Origin of the sequence: Photobacterium galatheae (assembly GCF_000695255.1) — a bacterium.
GTDB lineage: Bacteria > Pseudomonadota > Gammaproteobacteria > Enterobacterales > Vibrionaceae > Photobacterium > Photobacterium galatheae.
The window spans coordinates 13,026-31,689 of the sequence record NZ_JMIB01000027.1 but is presented as its reverse complement, the minus strand read 5'-3'; the positions used below and the strand labels follow the sequence as shown (position 1 = coordinate 31,689).

Genomic DNA, 18,664 nt, shown 5'->3' with positions numbered 1-18,664 from the left:
TCACGAAGAAAGAGAAAGGCACCCATCGGTGCCTTTTCTATTTGTGTCGGCTGATCTCAAGAATTTCCAACTCTCTTTCGCCATTGGGCGTATCAAAGCTGACAATGTTTCCGACGTACTCATTCATCAGCGCCCTGCCTAGTGGAGATAAGTGTGAGATGATGTGATCTCTCACACTTGATTCCCTTTCGCCTAAAATTGTGTAGGTGAACTGTTTTTCAGTATCCAGCTCTAGTAATCTCACTTTTGTTCCAAATCGAACGACTTCACTTTCTTCAGGTAAGGCTGCAATATCAACAACTTGGCACGATGACAAGAACGCCTCAAGTTCACAAAACTTTTCACTGATCGACTCTCTCTCAGCCATTAAGCGAATCATTTCAACGTTTTCACTTTCGTCGCCAGTTTCAGTTTCTCTGTTATCCTTGATTTGCTGAACGACTTCATCAGCTTTACCTCTAAGTATCCGGATTTCTTCAGTGATCTTGTTAAATCCTCCGAGGCTAATGTAAGGCTTGTTAACCATTTTCTTTTTTTCATTATATTTAGCCCGATTATCCTCATTTTTCAAATGCCAATAAAAAAGGAGACCCCGAAGGATCTCCTTTCACTTTTGTCGCAGGAAGATTGACTAATTTCCTGTCAGGATGAGGGAAGAAAGCTTAGAACGGAAAGTTTTGGCTCCCGCATCCGAGAGTTCTAAAATAGCACTGACGACCTCTTCGCCCTCAACGTCTTTGCCTGAGATTTGCTTCAGGAGGTCAATTGCATAGCCTTCAACCTTTGGGTTCGAGCCCAATTCTTTTTGATAGACATTGACGGTCTTGGTCACAATAGAAGAGGGTTCACGCGAAGCCTGCTTCGCACCCGATTTGTCTTCACCCTTGAGCGCTCTGGATTTTGGTTGCTTCACCTGCGCTTTGTCAGCCTGAACTTCATCTGCTTCCTCTGCAGCTGGCAGATGTAGAGAGAAACCACCGAACATTTCACGTTTCTTCATGATGCTGGTCGAGTGAGCAGTGCTCTTGTTGAGCCAGCTCGTAATTCGGTAGCCTTCTTCCTGCGTCATATCGTGGATTGATTTCGCCTGACTACTTCTTAATCGACTCAAGATCGCTTTTTCAGACAAGTCCAGGCTGCGCATGCTTTCAATAATACGCGCTTTGATTGTATTCGAAACAAGTTTGGCACCCTCTTCTTCTTCACGCTGTTCTTCAATTAAGGCATGAAGTTCTTCACTGCGGCTAGAAGGCCCATCATTATTTTCTGATTCGGTTGAGATTTCATCTGTAGATTGTTTATCATCTTCATCAGTAAGAAGTTCAACCTTAGCTTCTGTCACTGTATCTGGCTGAGACGGTTCAGAAACTGGGGATTGAGGAGATTCCAGAACCTGTTCGGCTTGCGCTGCTTCTGGTTTTTGGGTTTGCTCAGGCACTGGAGCGGAGTAAATTTGCGGCTCCGCTATCTGCTCACGGTCCGCAGAAAGATTTTCAGAAGATGCTTCAATATCAAAACCCATGAGCATTAAGGCTTCCAGGGTCGCCAAATTATGAAGTGTTCGGCTCGGCAGGCATTCCTGATTCATTTTCTCTAAGGAAGAGACAGATGCAGTGAGAGAGGTTTCGGCTAAAATCTCGTCATACTTGCCATTGTTCACCGAAAAAGTAACAGACTGAGTTAAAATTTCTTCTGCATAATGACTTTGCGCGGTGATTTTAAGAGATTCACCAAACGCCTCGCGAAGAACCTTGAGTGCAACTTTTGACAAATTAGTTGGAGTTTTATGGGGATATTCAGAAAACAGCGACAGTGCTTGCTTGAGTTTCCCTGCCCCGGAACGAGGTTTCGATGCCATAACTTTTCCTGCTTGAGAGCCCTGTATGCGAATTACGATGACATTCTATCCGAATACTTCAATAAGTGAAGTCATTTCATATCGATAAACAAAAAAATTAGGAATACGCTGTGTTTAACATGACAACAAAGCTAAAACTTTCAAAGTTTAAGCGATTCGCGGAAGCTGCAATATCAAGATCGAAGGCCATTTCAAACTATACTGATAGTGACCTTAAACAGTTGTTATCTCAGGAGAATGAAGTTGATTTTTATGCTGCCATGATTCTCCTGTCAAAACGTTCGCTCGGACTGGAGCCTTACAAAGTTCAAATCATGGCAGCGCTATCTTGCTCTAACGGGCATGTCATCGACATGAAGACGGGTGAGGGTAAAACATTAGTTGCCGCCATGAGTGCCGTTGCTTTAGTCAAAAAAGGCTATGTCGTGAATGTTGCGACAGCGAACAAGTACCTGGCAGATCGCGACTATTTCACCATGAAACCTCTCTATGATGCTTGCGGTGTTGATGTAGCCAGACTGTCTGGGGATAGCGAGGGGCTCAAAAGTGCGCCTGTCTATTATGCCCACCTGACTGAAGAAGGCTGCCTGTCCTGGCTTTCAGACCATTTAGCAAGTGAGGCTTCCTCAATTTCACACCCTCAATTGCTAGAAAGCGCCATGACAAAGACAGCGCTCATTGTCGATGAAATCGATCATAGTCTGATCGATTCTTCGAGTGTGAATTACTCAATTGTGTCGAACTTAGAAATTGGTAATTTTTACCAACAAATAGCAGAAATGTGTAAATCGGTTGGAAAAAGGTCAGAATTTACACAGTTTGATAAAAATGGAGATCAAGAGTTCACCGAAGAATTCTACAAAAGTGCAGAAAAGATCCTCATTGAAGCGGGTTTAGTCAGCAATTCTGCTGATCTTTATGGGGATGCATATGAGCTCATGATTCATTTCAGGGCCGCCTATATGGCTTTCCATATCCTGGAGGAATCAAAAGACTATGTCGTGAAGTCTGGTCGCATCCACAGAGTTGATAAAAAATCAGGTCGCCTGATTGAAGGAGGTTTTTTAGGGACAGTCGCTGCGTATCTGAGCGATAAGCATTGTCTGGAAATCCCCTGTTCGAACTTAGAGGTTGTGAGCTGCGCCCTTCAGCATTACGTAAAAAGTTTTGACCTTCTGAGTGGGATGTCTGGAACCGCTATCCTCAACGCCCTTGAACTGAAGCATAGCTATGGCGTTTCAACCCTTGAAATTCCGCGTCATCAGCCAACCCAACGTATCGATCATGGTCACATACTTTTCCCGAGTGATGCATCTCTGAAACACAATGTGACTCAATTTTTAGAAAAAGCATCCAGAGATCAAAGGCCAACACTTGTGGTCTGTGCGAATGAGGCTCAGGCAAAGATCATCGCAGACAAACTCACACAACAATCAATTCGTGCGACGCTCTTAACGCCATCAAATGTTGAGGAGGAAGCCGAAATCCTATCGCATGCGGGTAAATTGGGGTCCATGATTGTCACAACAAGAATGTGTGGGCGAGGCACCGACATTGTTTGTGAAGATAAAGCGCGCGGTCTGTTGATCGTGGTCATCGGGATGGGACTGACTCAAAATGATGATCAACAGGTGATTGGCAGAACTGGCCGGCAAGGTGCAAAGGGAGATTCGTACTTTTGTATCTCGCTGGACGATGAGCAATTTCAGTCCCGCTCTGGTGCAACTTTAGCAAACTCACTCCTCGCCAACCTCGTTCAAGAGGATATGGAGCACATTACCCCCCACATCAGTTCAGCAACGACCAGACTCATCGAAAAACTCCAAAAACAAGCCCTCTCAGCGATGCGAGAAAGACGCAAACGAGTTTCTATTTACAACAATCCTATCGATAGCCAACTCAAACTTCTGATGAAAAAGCGGGAAAACATTTTGTTTACGGCCGATCCGAAAGCGATGCTCCATCAGATGGCACCAGCGAAAGTCGACAGTTATCAAAAGCTCATTGATCATTATGCGTTTGTTTTCGGTGGTTCTGAGGTACTGTCGTATTTCATTCGCAAAGGGATGGCAGAAGGATTAACAAAGGCCTGGAATCGACACCATATGAGTCTGATGAATATCAAAATGGACACGGCAAGCAATGCTCAGGCGGCCTCGAATATCAATAATTTCAAGAAAAGTTGCTTTGAAGCTTTCTCCCAATTCGCGAAAACTGTGAATATAGACATATTCGACTACACGCTCAGTTATTTAAACAAAGAGGCCACGAAGAGAATGGCACAGAACACTTATTTACCTTCAGGGATTGGCTAACCCATTAAAAATGATGATTTTTTCAAAGCGTGGGAAGCAAAAGAAAGTCTGAATACAAACCCGTTCAGACGACACTTCGGATAACACGGAAAAACTTTCGTATTTTTGTGAGCGTTTCATACGTTATGGCAAGATCAACACATCACTCAGCCGAAGTTCAAGGCGAAGCATCGGGGCAAGCCAGTGGCTGCCTCGTCACAATCCAGCCACATTCCAGCGCCTCACTGCGCCACAATCCGAGAGAAAATTCATGAATGAATTTTTAGGTTGTTCGATTTTTTCTTAATCTAATACTAAAAACAAGCCTATGCATCATATGAGGATTCACCTTCGAGCTATCCTGGCGGCCTGTTTGCTTCTGGTGTCTGCAAGCACCTTCGCAGGCAAAGATTCGGCAGATAGCATGGTCTATTATCGAGCAACAGATGGCCGAGAAGACACTGTTTACGTTGTCGGCGTGAGCCGAAGCTATCTGAAAAAATTTGTAAGTGAAAAAATCAGCGTTTGGGGTGCTCTTCAAAAGTGCAAAGCCACGAAGCCGATCACTTTTGTTGATCCGCTATTCACTTCTGAGAAAGTGACAATGACAGTCAGTCATCATTGCACAATGACGGTTCAGACCGTGTTTGGCACACAGAAATGTCAGGCGAACCCAATGGGGATCCTCTACATTCAGACGTACTTTAAAAATGACCTGAAACATGGCTATGGTGCCGAGTATCTGACACGCTATGAACGGGATTATTTAGAACAATTTTGCCAAATGAACTAACCCACGATTCAAATAAAGCCACCAGCTCAACATAAAAAGGGCGATACTTTTCGGGTATCGCCCCTTTCATGATTGGCAAATCGTCTCAGCGCTCAGTCTGCTCGTGGGCTGAATTCATGGTCTGCGCTGCTTCTATGCTCGCAACGACAGTCAGCTGAATTGAGCGGTTTCTGACATAGTTGTCCCCAATCTCGCACAACAGGCGTAATTGAGCACCAGCGAATACTTTAGGCAGCTCTTCGGCGTTTGTCCCGAGCTTGGGCCAAAAAACATGATACTCGACGCCATTTCGAGCCCATCGCCCGCGCAGCTTATAATCTTCTGTGTCGCCGATGCGTTCAAACTTCATCACTGTCATGTCAAATTCAAAAGCAGGCCGCTCAAAACCCATCCCAAATGGCTCTAACTGGTTTAGCTCATCAACAATCGTCAGGTCTAGGTTCCGGTCTTTCGGGATTTCCCCATCAGAGTAGTAACAAGCCTGCAAAGCAATACTTTTCGCTTCACATTCCTGACGTACAAACGCATCAAAAGTCTCTTTGAACGCATCAAGCTGATCAAACTGAATGATCATACTCCCTGCGGTTTCGTGCCCCCTGCATTTCACCACGACATCAGGCCGCTCTTTCTCAATCCTCTCAAAAATATTCCGGATAGAAATGCCGTGTACGCTTTGCGCCGAACCAATCAGCTCATCGACGCCTTCAAGATAAAGCTTCGGTTTATTCTGAACACTCAGATCCAGGATGAGGTTTCCCATCCTGCTGTTAAAAGTGTGTTCTTTCTTCCCCAGCCCTTTGAAGAGGCTTTTCGTGGTCATGCCAACTGCTTGGTTCATGGTCAGTTCTTTCACGAACTTCTTTTCACCGCTGAAGGTCGAGTAAAGCGTAAATGTCGGGGTGTGCTTATCCAGCGTTTTCTTCACCTCTATCATTTCATCGTTGTTGATCACAACCTCATGAACTGGGGCAAGCTTACTGAAGATGTCGACATTGAGGTGTTCTTTTTCAATGATGTCGAACTTAACCTTGGTTGTCTTGTTACTCTTCGGTGCAAAGACAATCGCAGGCCGCCCATATTTCTGAGCAACACTTGCCGCAACCAGACCTTGAATACCGTGGATGCCATTGGGCTGAAAGATACACAGCCCCACAGTATTGTCTCTCTGCACCTGCTGCGTTGCGACCATATCAGCAGCATTGAATAGAGAGCGTTGCGCAGTCTTGCGATCGTCATTGAACGCTTTCAGGCTGAGAAGATGTCGTTTCGCTTCATTTTCGCTATCCGATAAGAAGAACTTCACGCCGATTAACGCATCTTTGCCCATTCTGGATGCGGTATGGATGATGGGAGCCAGCTTAAAACCAATTGTCTGTGCCGTAATGGGTTCATTTTTTTGCAACCAGAAGTCCTGAAAGGCATTCCAGCAAACATCAAGGCCAGCATTCATTCGCTTCACACCAGCGTGAACAATGCCTCTGTTGACAGGGGATACAATCGACGAGCCGTCTGCTATTGTTGCCGCTGCCGCGAAAGGCAGCGTGACGCCCATCGAAGGAAGAGACGCTTTCTCTCGAATCGCTTTGTCGATCAGCTTCTTTCTGACATGAGCCATCAACATTAATGCCACAACAGCCCCACAGATGTCTTTACCGTCGAACTCACAATCAGGCCGCTTCGGATTGATAAATGCATAGGCATCTTTCGGTAAGTTTGCCTCATCGATCTCGTGGTGATCAGTGATGATGATGTCGCTCAAGATCCCTTTGGCTTTCGCCCACTTCTTATGGGCTGTCACCTGCGCGCCATCCTTGCTTCCCAGCGCGGCAGTCATGATTAATGTCGGTGGCGGGTTCGTTGCCTGAATCCTTTCGATAAGCTCAGGCGTCAGCCCATCGCCATGTTCCATTCTGTACGAATGATAAACCTTGATACGAGCAGGATTACAACCAAAGACATTGACCAGACTTTCGTAAAAAATTGTACTCGAAGAGACACCATCCACATCAAAATCACAGACTAAGCCAATGACCTCCCCCATCGCGATAGCCTTGATAATTCTTGAGGCTGCCTTCGAAATGTCTTTTAACCTTGATGCATCCACTTTAGATAAGTCAGGATTCAAAAAATCAGAAAGCTCTATTCCTTCGGGTAAGCTTCTTTTTGCAACGATTTCTGCCTGAAATGTGCTTGCATTTGCATGCAATGCGCTCTGATACAACTCGCGGTTTTTAGGTCTTCTTTTTATGATCGGTTTGTGCATTCTTCTGAGCCTTCAGTTTACTGCTCTGTATTTAAAGCGCATATTAACAATTCTGCCCATTCTAAACCATCCATCGATATGACGTCACAAACCGTTTTCTTCAACCGCCAAGGCGCATCATACTAACACGCCCCGCCCGTGTTCACTCATCAGATCAAGCGTCCACTCATTCGGTTTCGATGATGACGATTCTTGATAGCTGGCAATGGGCTGATTTTTTGAATTTAAAAATATTCATTAAGATTTCTATAAACGAAAGTTCAAATGAAAGTGTTTAGTGAATTGAGAACGCGATTCTCCCGGCTCCCCCAGTTCTCTCGGCGTAACGCCACAATCATTCCTTATGACTTTATCCTGAGCCACATACGAGATGCCGTAGTTCTGATGAGTAAGAACCACAAAATTTTGTATCACAATGACGGGTTTTCACGGATTGCCAGCGGAGAGACAGGTGAAGATTTAAGAAATCGGGATTTCTGGCGTTTCTACGCAACCGCCAACCCGTATCAGGAATATCAGCATCTGTTCGCATCTGTCTCTGAGGGAGAGGCCATTGATTTTGCCATTCGAAGCTCGAATCAAACGCTGAATCTGACTGTAGCCACCTTCCTCAGTTTACCGGGTGGGGATTACCTTGTGATTCTGGAAGATAGCTCCAAACAAAAAGAAAGAGAAAGCCGGTTAATCCGGGAAGCGAAAAGTGACAAACTGACGGGCTTATTGAACAGAAAGGGATTTGATGAGCGGTTGGCTTCAGCAATCGAAGGCTACAAAACAGACTCAAAGTTTAAAGTTGGCGTGTTATTTATTGATCTTGATGAATTTAAGCCAATTAATGACACTTATGGCCATGATGCAGGAGATTTGATGCTTATTTCTGTGGCAAATCGGTTACTTTCGACTGTCGAGGATTTTGAAACGGCCGCCCGAATCGGAGGGGACGAATTTGTGTGTATCTTCCCCGTGTGTGATTCAATCGATGACCTCAGAACAAAAGGTGAGGCTATTTTGCATGCTGTTGCGCAGCCGGTTGAAACACATGATGAGTCGATAGGAAAACTTGTCGTTCAGTGCTCCATTGGTGGTGCTATTTTCGACCAGGATATACACAGTGCCGATGCGCTCCTCAAAAAGGCTGATGAAGCAATGTATGAGGCGAAAAAGTCAGGCAAGAATCAAATTTATATCAGGTAAATTGTTATTTAAAATCAAATAATTATCGAAATTCCCGCGCAAGCGGGAATCCACTGAGCACGAGATGAAAGTAATCTGCCAGAATCATTTCCCCCTCATTTTCCGTGTCTTTCTTCCTCAAAAGTCACTGGCTCCCCGCCTTCGCGGGGATGACAGAAGGAGGCGGGGATGACAGAAGAAAACAGGATGACAAAAGAAAACAGGATGACAAAGGAAGCGGGATAACAGCAAGGAGCGGTTACCCTTTCGCCAAACCTCTTGATTTTCAGATGTGATGAAGAGCCAGCTCTTTTCAGGATGTGACCTGTCCTGAATCAGGAGCAATGGCCTCATCAATCTCATCGACTGGATTTTCTTTCTCCCCTCTCACAAGGTAGGCAGAGATAAGTTCGTCTTTATCTTTCATTGATACAAACTTCACACCTTGCGTCATCCGGTTCATCACCCGAAAGGAACCCAGATTCACGCGATTCATCTTCCCTTTTTTCGATGTACTCACAACATCTAAAGTCTGAAGCTCCGACTCATCCAGCGTAAATGCAGACAGGATTTGATCTTTTTCTGCCAACTTCATCGCTGTCACCCCTTTCGCCTTTCTCTTTGTTTGACGGTAATGTGCAAGTTGGGTGATTTTCAGTTGTCCGGATTTGCTCACAAATCCTATCAAAGCACGTTCAATTGCCTCAGCTTTCACGACTGAGCAGGAGACGATATGCGCGTCACAGTCTAGATTCATCGCCATCACCCCTCGGCTTGTTCGAGAAGTCTCTCTGATCTCAGAAAGTGTGAATCGAACAACTTTATTACCGGATGACGCTAATGTGATGACATCGCTCTCTCGATTCACCCCGAAGAATGCGACTTCATCTCCTTCAGACAAGCGTATCGCTTTCACGGTACGAGAAACTTTCGGATTGAATAAGCTAAAATTCGTTCTTTTTATCATTCCCCGTTTCGTCGCCAGAACCAGCTGGAGCTGCGAGGCATGCTCAACCATTTCATCTTCGATAGAAACGATTTGGATAACTTTTTCGTCCTGAGCCGTATCAAGCTTAACTAAGTTATGAATATGCTGACCCCTGAGGCTCGTATCAATCTCATAAGCTTTCGCAAAAGCGATTCTTCCAAGAGAGGTAACAAATGCCAGAACATCGTGCGAGAAGCACTCCGTTGCAAGCGCGATTGAATCTCGTTTTGCTAATTCAATTTGCTGAGTACCTTGCGTGCCTCTGCGTTGCTCTTTTAACTCTTCAGCCGAGATTCTTCGCGTAAATCCCTGCTGCGATAGAATAACCGAGCAGTATTCACGTGGAATTTGATCTGCTTTCGAAAGTCTCATTTCCTCATGAGTCCACTGAGATCGTCTCATTTCGTAAAGCTTGGCACCCTGCTCAGATGTCTCAGATAAGAAAATCTCGATCTGCGCTTCAGTTTCTTCTCTGATGACATCGAGCAATCTTGAACGATTTCTCAGTATATCTTCTAAATCAGCGACTTCCAGTGCGCATTTTTCATGTTCCCTCTTGTAGTTTGAGACTTCTCCCTGGGTTAATTTTCCTAAAGTCATTTCAAGGATTTTTGAAGCCTGAAGCGCATCAATCTCAAGAAATTCGATCAGGGCTGCTTTGGCATCCGATTGCTTCGGATTATTTCGGATCATTGCGATGGTTTGATCCATCTTATCGAGTGCTTTGATGAATCCATCAAGAATATGCATTCGGCTTTTGGCATCAGACAGCAGTTTTGTCGAACGTTTTGTGACAACGTCTTCTCTAAAATCAATAAATCGGTCAAAAGCCTGTCTCAGCCCAATGGAGACAGGTTCCATTTGATCAATCACATTCATGTTATAGCTGACGCTGATATCAAAACAGGAGTTCGGCAGATTGCACAACTCATTCAATGCAATCTCAGGTTCAACGCCATAGTTCACCTCAAATACAAGCCGCAGGCCATCGCTGTCACCTTCATCTCGTTCACCCGTGATGCCTCTGAGCGCAATTTGTCCTGTTTCAGGATGAGGTCTTCTGGCCTGGTTCACCTGTATCAGTGCATCAGACGGAGATACACCATAGGGGAGTGATTTGATCACAATGCACTTGCGACCCTCGATCAGCTCTTCTTCCCACTCAGCGCGGATACGGACGCTTCCCTGGCCAAGTTCCCAAACTTGCTGATAATTTTCCAGCGCATAAACAACCCCGCCCGTCGGAAAATCAGGGGCAGGCATCAATGCCATCAGTTTTTCTGTTGGAACAGCCTCACCACTTTTTCTTCCTTCAAGCAGCGCAAGCACACAGTTCATGGCTTCTACAGGGTGATGAGGCGGAATAGAAGAAGCCATACCGATGCCGATCCCCTCGACGCCATTGATGACTAAGTTTGGGAATCGGGCTGGTAAGACTTCTGGTTCTTTTTCTGAACCATCGTAGTTCGGCTTCCAGCTGACCGTCTCAGTTTTCAGGTCATCCATCAGGCCATTTGAGACTCTCGACAGACGCACTTCGGTATAACGCATGGCTGCCGCCGAATTTTTGTCTGTATCTCCCCAGTTCCCCTGACCATCCGCCAGCGGGGCCGACATCACCCAGGGCTGAGTCATACGAACTAAGGAGCCATAACAGGCGCTGTCACCATGAGGGTGATATTTGCCTAAAACGTCCCCAATGATGCGGGCTGATTTTTTGTAGGGTTTATTGAAAGTGTTATTGAGTTCGTACATTGAGAATAGAATTCGTCGGTGAACAGGCTTCAGTCCATCCCGAATATCCGGTAAGGCCCGGTCTTGAGTCACATACTTTGAGTATTCACAAAAGGCCGCCTCAGCATGTGCGCCGAGGTCGATTTCACCAAAGTTTTGATGTGTGTAATTGATTGTCATGCTTGCCTGTTCTCAATTAATCGAAAAGTTAACGTGATGTTTGATGAATTCATATCGTTTCGATGGGTCATCGCCCATCAGGTTATCGAAGACTTGAATGTATTGCTCAGCCTGCTTTTCATCGTAGACGACTTGTTTCAGCGTTCTCGTGGCCGGACTCATGGCTGTTTCTTTCAGTTGGTTAGGGTTCATCTCCCCAAGCCCTTTAAAACGCGACCTCTCCCACCCATGCGGGATCCCATTGGGATATTTTGCATGGAACTCTTCATCATTTTTAATGTAAACAACCTGTTTTTTGGCACCTTTTTTCTCTAACTTGTAGAGCGGTGTTTCCGCGATAAACAAGTGGCCTTTCTGAATCAGTTCAGGCATGTATTTGTACATAAATGCCGTAAACAACAACTGGATATGCGCACCATCGACGTCCGCATCGGTCAGCGGTATGATTTTGCCAAATCGAAGTTTTGAATAATCGAAATCATCGCCAAGACCCGTGCCAATTGCGCTGGCTAAAATTCGGATCTGCTTGTTTCTCAGCGTTTTTTTGATGTCGCTTTTATAGGTGTTCAGAATTTTTCCTCTGAGCGGTAAGATGGCTTGGGTTTTCTTACACCTCGCATTTTTGGCTGTTCCGCCTGCTGAGTCGCCCTCAACAATAAACAACTCAGTTTCTTCGAGATTGCTCTGTGAACAATTCGTGAGTACACCGGTGAGGTTTTCCCCTAAGGAGCCAACTTCGGCTTGATCTTCTTCCTCTTTGGCTTTTGCATTGGCTTCTCGTTGCTTTGCTGCACGAATTGATTTGTCAACAATCATCTTTGCAGAAGCGGGGTGGGTGTCCAGCCACCGGGAAAAGAATTCCTTCGCTAAAGAGGAACCAACGGTTGCAACTTTTTGAGAGGTCACTTGATCTTTGGTTTGACCTTTAAACTCGACGTCCTGAGCAAAAGCAAGCAGTGAGACTTGGCATCCGGCCATAATATCTTCGTTCAGAATCTTGTGGTTCACTTTGAGTCGACTCGCGGCGTAGCTTCTGACAGCTTCAGCATAACCGGTACAAAACCCATCATAATGTTTCCCATGATTCTTGGTTCTGATGTTATTCATGAAGGTTTTTGGGACAGGCGGAGACAGCTTATCCTGCGCGATGAACGCGAATCTGATTTCAATCACTTCTGTATAAGACGCTTTGACGGGCTTCCCATCTTCACCGGTTTTATATTTATTGTTCAGGTCATCCCAAACTTGTTTTTGTCCTCGGTATGTTCCTTCTTCACAGAACATCAGTGGCGCACGCATGATTGGCGTTGACGCTTCGGTGTACTCTGGGATTGCCAGCAGGTCTGCAAGTCCGTTCTTCGCTTCATAGGTGCTGATATCATTGTGGAAATTAAGATTGATCTTCAGTTTGTCAGTGATCGCAGCGCGCTCAAAAAGATAAGTCTCTAGCCACTCTTTCTTGATTTCCCAGTCGTTTGCAAGGATAGCCCCTTGAAAGTGTGCTGCATCAAGTTTGTATCTGACCTTGGTTCCTGTTTCATTGAGGCCACAATCGCCGATGATCTTCGGGTAGCTTTCATCTGTCAGTTGCCCCCCATCCACGAACTCAACGTAATAGATTTTCCCATCACGCTTGATGGTCAGTTCTAAATGTGAAGACAGGGCATTCACAACAGATGAACCAACCCCATGAAGTCCACCACTGTACTTGTAGTTCTTGTTTTCGAACTTTCCGCCACTATGGAGGTTTGTGTAAACGAGAATTGCGGCTGATATGCCAGACTTACGATTCATATCAACGGGAATACCACGACCATTATCTTCAACAGAAATGTATCCATTTTCTTCGAAAGTCACATGGATTGTGTCGCAGTAGCCAGAAATGGCCTCATCAATTGCGTTATCAATAATCTCAATAAAGCAATGCTTTACACCGTCACCATCTGTTGAACCAATATACATCCCCGGGCGTTTTCTAACCGGTTCTAACCCTTGAAGGGTATCCATCGAGTCGCCGTTATAGACGGTCATCTTCTTCTCCCAAAAACACTTAAAAACGTCATCATAATACCACAAAAGCGTCTTAAACAGGAAGTTTTAAATGCACCCAACCAAATCTCAACCCATTGTTTTAATTACATTTTTAATGGATTTCTAACATTCATGGGCGTGAATTTCCTGTGCTTTAACACGGACTGATTGACACAATGATGAATTGATTTTTCTGACTCACCCCAAAACAGAGAGTCAGCAGAGCGCTGCTTTCAATGAGATGACATTGATACATTTTCCAGTGCTTTTAAATAAAATCCGGCACAAGTCGAAAATTTATCGGTATGGAATTTCTGAAACAATTTCGTCCGAAAAAAGATTACTCTTCACCTTCACGATAATCCCCATTGAATAACCTTCCCTTTTAACATTCAACCAATCACCATTACCCAACTCATAGTTCCAAATCTTAGGCAGAAGGTCGACTTCAGTTAAATCCAGACCAATAGATACATTTTTATCACAAGAAATCTCCCCTTTATTTTTATCCGCACTGATTTGGCAGGTAATACCAGACTCAACATCGACATGCTTAAACATAAGCGAATGATCAGTTAAATATTCATAAACAGGATTCCCAGCAAGAAATAATACGCCTAGCGCAACGAGTACCCTGACGTACAAAGTCGCCTTCTTGGGAAAAACTCTTATTTCAGTGAACTTTCTATCTGTACTCATCATGTTTTTACTTACACATTTATATATAATTTAATAAAAAATACCTATGGTTTCACTGAAAAACTCTAATCAAAATTTAGGCTTTACGCCAATAGCGCAAGAAGAGGTGTTTAACCTCAGCCCTAAACTAAAAGATTTATTCGAGAAGCTTGGAGAATTCGACGTCCATTTCAAACAGCCTGAACACGTTAAAGTTTCACTCGGACAGAACCAAAAACTGATACAGGGCAGTATGACGATGCCTCATTCTCCTGAAATTGTTGATTTTGAACTCTCCACCGATTATCTCATGACAAATGCCAATCTCATCACAATGACTAGAATTGACGGGAGTGACATATGGGGAGATAACATCTCCGTTTCAAATGACATTCGAATCAACAACGCAAACGATTTAAAAGACGAACTCACAAAATCCATGTCACTCTCAGCATCAGAAACCGCGATGCAAAATACGAAGTCTTTAGATGACGCAAGCGTATCTCTTGATAAACAGATCGAAATGAGAAATAAACATCTATCGAAACACCAGGATACCCCAGAGAAAATGGACAATGACTATGCTGAAAAAGTGAACCCCAGAAGATTAATGCATTAACATCATTTGCCCTCTTCTGTAGAGGGCTTTTTATCACTTATCTCTGCCAGCCCTTCCATTTTATCTATTTATTTATTACTTTTCTCCGAAAAAGATTTACCGAATGATGCGTCATCAATTTAAAATAATCATCACATGTTTAACTTTAGCGCTAGGTGGATGCGCTTCGCTCGAAAGCTCGACAACAACACATTCAGGTGATGCATGTAAGATGCTTACAGAAAATAAAGACTGGATGAAGGCCACTTACCGATCGTGGAAAAAGTGGGGCGTCCCGATATCCGTTCAGTTATCCATCATTAAGCACGAATCATCATTCAATAAAGATGCCTCTGCAAAAACAAGCACCGCATATGGTTATGCGCAAGCCTTAACAGGAACCTTCAACGAATACAGGAAAGAGACCAAAAATCATGGTGCAAACAGAGGGTCATTTTACGACTCGACTGACTTTATCGGCTGGTATTTTAGTAAGTCTATCAAATCAATCGGACATAACCCTTACGATGCTGGAAGCTTTTACTTAATTTATCATGACGGAATAGCTGGGTATAAAAAGAAAACATATCTCAAAAAAAGCTGGCTCATGGATAAATCCAGTCAAGTTCAAAAGTTAGCGAATAAGTATCGCGCCCAGATCAATAAATGCAGAATCAAAATTTAAAAATGGTGAGAAGATGGAACAGAATCTAATTGAAAACCCGGTGATCAAGGTCTTCGGGGTTGGCGGTGGCGGAACAAATGCCATTGGTCATATTATAAAACGTGAATTTGAAGGTGCAGAACTTTACTGTGTAAACACTGATATTCAATCTTTGAGAAGTGTGAATGGCTGCCCAGCCGACCATATGATCCAAATCGGAAAAGAATCAACCCAGGGGCTGGGCGCAGGATCGCAACCTGAAGTCGGGAGAGCAGCAGCTGAAGAAAGCCTTCATGAAATATCCGATGCAGTCAAAGGTGCCGACATCTTATTTATTGCGGCCGGACTCGGTGGCGGTACCGGCACCGGTGCTGCCCCTGTCATCGCTAAAACAGCAAAAGAGCAAGGAATTCTCACCGTTGCAGTGGTCACAAAACCTTTCAGCTTCGAAGGGAATAAAAGAATGAGCTACGCGCTGGAAGGCATTGAAGAACTCAAGCAATATGTTGATTCTATTGTTGTCATACCAAACCAAAAACTGCTGGAGAAACTCGATAACTCAATCATACTGCTTCATGCGTTTGATGCAGTGAATGAAGTGCTTTACACTGCAGTCAGTGGTATCAGCGATCTGATCTTAAAAGACGGCATGATTAACGTAGACTTTGCTGACGTGAAAACAGTCATGGGTTCTAAAGGTTTGGCGATTATGGGGCAAGGTCAGGGCATCGGGGAAGCTGGTGACGACAGAGCCGTTCAAGCCGTACTTCAGGCAACCACATGCCCTCTTCTTGATGATATTGACATCAGCAATGCTGAAGGTCTGATTGTATCAATCGTGAGTGGCATGGATCTCCAATTGGAAGAGCTCAATATTATTGGTGCTGAGTTGAGAAAAATCACCTCAGAAAATGCCACGATCAAAGTTGGAAACTCATTTGATCTCGACATGCAGAAAAAGATAGAAGTGACCGTGATTGCAACTGGGCTTAAGAGTAAACATGATGCAGTTCAATCGAAACCAGAATCACCATTTAAAGTTGAATCCAGAAAAGCTCAATACGGAGAAACATCGGCTCAACCAAAGCAACGTACAAATTCAGGGTCTGAAATACCATCATTTCTAACCCAAAAGAGCGCTTAGAAACATTTGTGGGGAGCGATGCTCCCCATACTTCTCTTAAAAATCTCTTGGGCGAAAGCATGGAACCGTGCTGCAACTGCTCCCAGGCAGCCATGATCTCTTCCTCTACCGACTGTTTGTATAAACCATTTGAGGCAATAAACGTCATTTTTTAAAACTTGGTTGTCTCACTCAACACGACTATTTTTTATCTCAAATACAGCAGGAACACCTTCCAGACCTAGCTCAGAGATTAACCCATAATATGGCTTCAAATCTAACCAGTAATAACACTGAGCGGCTTTCAGCTCTGATTTTTGAACATTCGCTGCACCCGCTTTCATCCAATGAAGAAATCTCGATAGTTTGTCTTCAGAAGAAGCACTCCCACAGGTTAATGCACTGTAGTTCAAAATGCCTTCCGTCGTTGCATCTCGACTCATGGGCATCACCCAAACCTCCTTCCCATCATTCGCCAGCTGCTCAAGCTGACCTCGCTGAACAAACGCTCGACTAAATGGACAAGAGTAATCTAAGAATACATATGCCTTCCCTTGATCGCCTGATGAAAATTTGGCCCCATATCTTTTCGCAAAATATGGCACAACTGTGTTCTTCATCTCGTTGTCTTCCCTGCCCTTTATTTTGATAAATCTGTTACCATCGAGACTATATTTTGATTCGCCGATACCGAGTCTATTTTCATTGATATCGTAGGTAAAATAGCTGCCTATTTTTTTATCTTTCTCTCTTGCATAACCAAACACTTTGTCACTGTCTTCATGATATATTCTTGTTTCATGAAAAGAACGTTCTAAAGCCTCCGGGTAAGACGCAAATGATGACGATGTATAAAGGGCTGCACATATCAGAAATAGTTTATTGGCTCTCATTGTAAAATCATATTATTTTGAATAGCATTTACTAAAAAAATACACCAAATGACACCGATTCGTCTACTCAAGCTCACTCAGTTAGATATCTGCATTGGCGGATTCTTTACTGACTTGGATCAGGAGATTTCAGCAGAGATATTAAAAATCAATGAGGACAATCATGAGGTCATCATTCAGTGTGAAAAAGCCCTTGAGAGTCAAAGAGTTCACGCAAGTATTTATGCTTTTAACAGAGTATACGTGCTGACATTTGAAGTGACCTGTGAACTGGGTGCTGGCAACCAATACTGTTTAAAAATTCCTGATCACATGAATTCCAGTGAATCTGAAGATATCTGCAACACTTACGGCGCATTGACCATCAAAAGCCCGATACCATCTTTGTGCCTATCCATCGACAATCACCCAGAAAAAGAAGCGACTATCCAATACAAATGCCACGTATTATCCTCTGAGTACCTCATTGTTGAGGTCAACGGAGAAAGCCTCTACGGGAACCTGATAGACTGCATCAATCAAACAAAAGAGATGACGTTTTCGGGCACAGAAAACAATCACAAAACAGTATTACCCGTCGGCGCAATCAGGCTGAATCAAAGATTTGTGAAAATAATCATTCAACACAGTCTGAACGTCGAACACTTGAACATTATCTCACCCGAAAAAATAATGATTGAACTTGATAAATTAGTCGAAAAAAACATACAAACCATTCATGAAATCTGTGAAAAAGATAATCTTTAAAATTGCATCAGTCATCGCCATCTCAGTCATCGGATTTTCAGTCAGTGCGAGCGAAGCAGAAAAGAAAAAGTACTTTGAAGCGATTCCTATGGCGGCTACGAGTGCTAGTGAAAACACGATTCGCGTTTATTACTTCTTTAATACGAACTGCCCAAGCTGCAAAAAATTCTCCCCTGAACTCGAAAGCTGGAAGCGTAAAATGGGCCGTCAGGTCGATTTAATCTCAGTCCCGTTTGCGCCATTTGAACCTTGGAAATGGGCCTCAAAAGCCTACCTTGCCTCCGTAGAACTCAACCCAGCACTCAGTCGACATGACGTCGAGTCGGCACAAGAAAGCTTAGGGCTCGATCAAGTGACTGACTTACTGAGAGCAGCCGACTTAGTCAGCGTTGCAACGAAAAAAAGTCGTGGTAAGATAATGACCAAACTGTCTTTGGAAAAGATGAATTCGTCTGTAAAAGCGACGCAGGAGTACGCAGAATCTTTTGGGGTTATCGGTACGCCTAGCCTTGTTGTGATTGGCAAACATGCAGCGTACAGAGTAAGCCCAGAATTCGGACTCACTCATCAGGGAATGCTCAACATCACAGAAGCGCTTGTCGCGTACCAGAGCAGCCTGAAAATCGTCAATTCAACTAGAGATTAGC

At 44.1% G+C, this 18,664-nt stretch carries 15 protein-coding genes; 8 read left to right on the top strand and 7 right to left on the bottom strand.

All coding sequences use genetic code 11. From position 1 onward, the window contains the following. Positions 1–37: 37 nt before the first annotated feature. Both EA58_RS13195 and EA58_RS13190 read right to left on the bottom strand, forming a co-directional pair. Positions 38–526: a GreA/GreB family elongation factor gene (locus tag EA58_RS13195; protein ID WP_152548032.1), complete on the bottom strand. Its 489-nt coding sequence runs from the start codon at positions 524–526 to the stop codon at positions 38–40. Between the two features lie 105 nt (positions 527–631). After that, positions 632–1,858 carry a hypothetical protein gene (locus EA58_RS13190; protein WP_036753637.1) on the bottom strand — a complete coding sequence of 409 codons (1,227 nt, stop codon included), beginning with the start codon at positions 1,856–1,858 and terminating at the stop codon, positions 632–634. 119 nt (positions 1,859–1,977) lie between these two features. On the opposite strand from EA58_RS13190, the gene EA58_RS13185 reads away from it, so the two are divergent. Next, positions 1,978–4,173 carry a preprotein translocase subunit SecA gene (locus EA58_RS13185; protein ID WP_081819653.1) on the top strand — a complete coding sequence of 732 codons (2,196 nt, stop codon included), beginning with the start codon at positions 1,978–1,980 and terminating at the stop codon, positions 4,171–4,173. Between the two features lie 583 nt (positions 4,174–4,756). Further along, positions 4,757–4,945, top strand: a complete 189-nt coding sequence (locus tag EA58_RS21595; protein WP_152548030.1) for a hypothetical protein — start codon at positions 4,757–4,759, stop codon at positions 4,943–4,945. 85 nt (positions 4,946–5,030) lie between these two features. On the opposite strand, the gene EA58_RS13175 is transcribed toward EA58_RS21595, so the two are convergent. Next, positions 5,031–6,986 (bottom strand): DHH family phosphoesterase, encoded by a 1,956-nt coding sequence (locus EA58_RS13175; protein WP_036753631.1) that lies wholly within the window; start codon positions 6,984–6,986, stop codon positions 5,031–5,033. Positions 6,987–7,844: 858 nt separating this feature from the next. Between EA58_RS13175 and EA58_RS21720 the strand changes: the two genes are divergently transcribed. Continuing rightward, positions 7,845–8,402, top strand: coding sequence for a GGDEF domain-containing protein (locus EA58_RS21720; RefSeq protein ID WP_161781047.1), 558 nt, complete (start codon positions 7,845–7,847; stop codon positions 8,400–8,402). 292 nt (positions 8,403–8,694) lie between these two features. On the opposite strand, the gene EA58_RS13165 is transcribed toward EA58_RS21720, so the two are convergent. From EA58_RS13165 to EA58_RS13155, 3 genes are all read right to left on the bottom strand, one after another. Further along, positions 8,695–11,283 carry a DNA gyrase/topoisomerase IV subunit A gene (locus EA58_RS13165; RefSeq protein ID WP_036753628.1) on the bottom strand — a complete coding sequence of 863 codons (2,589 nt, stop codon included), beginning with the start codon at positions 11,281–11,283 and terminating at the stop codon, positions 8,695–8,697. A 12-nt stretch (positions 11,284–11,295) separates the two neighbouring features. Next, positions 11,296–13,314, bottom strand: coding sequence for an ATP-binding protein (locus EA58_RS13160; protein WP_036753625.1), 2,019 nt, complete (start codon positions 13,312–13,314; stop codon positions 11,296–11,298). 297 nt (positions 13,315–13,611) lie between these two features. Next, entirely contained in the window at positions 13,612–14,016 is a 405-nt protein-coding gene (locus tag EA58_RS13155; RefSeq protein WP_036753622.1) for a hypothetical protein, read from the bottom strand. Between the two features lie 43 nt (positions 14,017–14,059). On the opposite strand from EA58_RS13155, the gene EA58_RS13150 reads away from it, so the two are divergent. The 3 genes from EA58_RS13150 to ftsZ all read left to right on the top strand — a co-directional run bounded on the left by EA58_RS13150 (position 14,060) and on the right by ftsZ (position 16,398). After that, positions 14,060–14,611: a hypothetical protein gene (locus EA58_RS13150; protein WP_036753620.1), complete on the top strand. Its 552-nt coding sequence runs from the start codon at positions 14,060–14,062 to the stop codon at positions 14,609–14,611. Between the two features lie 103 nt (positions 14,612–14,714). Next, positions 14,715–15,275, top strand: a complete 561-nt coding sequence (locus EA58_RS13145) for a transglycosylase SLT domain-containing protein (protein WP_051642086.1) — start codon at positions 14,715–14,717, stop codon at positions 15,273–15,275. A gap of 13 nt (positions 15,276–15,288) precedes the next feature. Then, complete coding sequence (gene ftsZ / locus EA58_RS13140) at positions 15,289–16,398, top strand: cell division protein FtsZ (RefSeq protein WP_036753617.1); 1,110 nt, start codon at positions 15,289–15,291, stop codon at positions 16,396–16,398. A 167-nt stretch (positions 16,399–16,565) separates the two neighbouring features. Here the strand turns inward: ftsZ and EA58_RS13135 are convergent, their stop codons facing one another. Then, positions 16,566–17,270: a thioredoxin domain-containing protein gene (locus tag EA58_RS13135; RefSeq protein ID WP_036753616.1), complete on the bottom strand. Its 705-nt coding sequence runs from the start codon at positions 17,268–17,270 to the stop codon at positions 16,566–16,568. 48 nt (positions 17,271–17,318) lie between these two features. Between EA58_RS13135 and EA58_RS13130 the strand changes: the two genes are divergently transcribed. Both EA58_RS13130 and EA58_RS13125 read left to right on the top strand, forming a co-directional pair. Beyond that, entirely contained in the window at positions 17,319–18,017 is a 699-nt protein-coding gene (locus tag EA58_RS13130; protein ID WP_036753614.1) for a hypothetical protein, read from the top strand. After that, positions 17,998–18,663, top strand: coding sequence for a DsbA family protein (locus tag EA58_RS13125; RefSeq protein ID WP_036753611.1), 666 nt, complete (start codon positions 17,998–18,000; stop codon positions 18,661–18,663). The genes EA58_RS13130 and EA58_RS13125 overlap by 20 nt, the downstream gene beginning before the upstream one ends. Position 18,664: the final 1 nt, after the last annotated feature.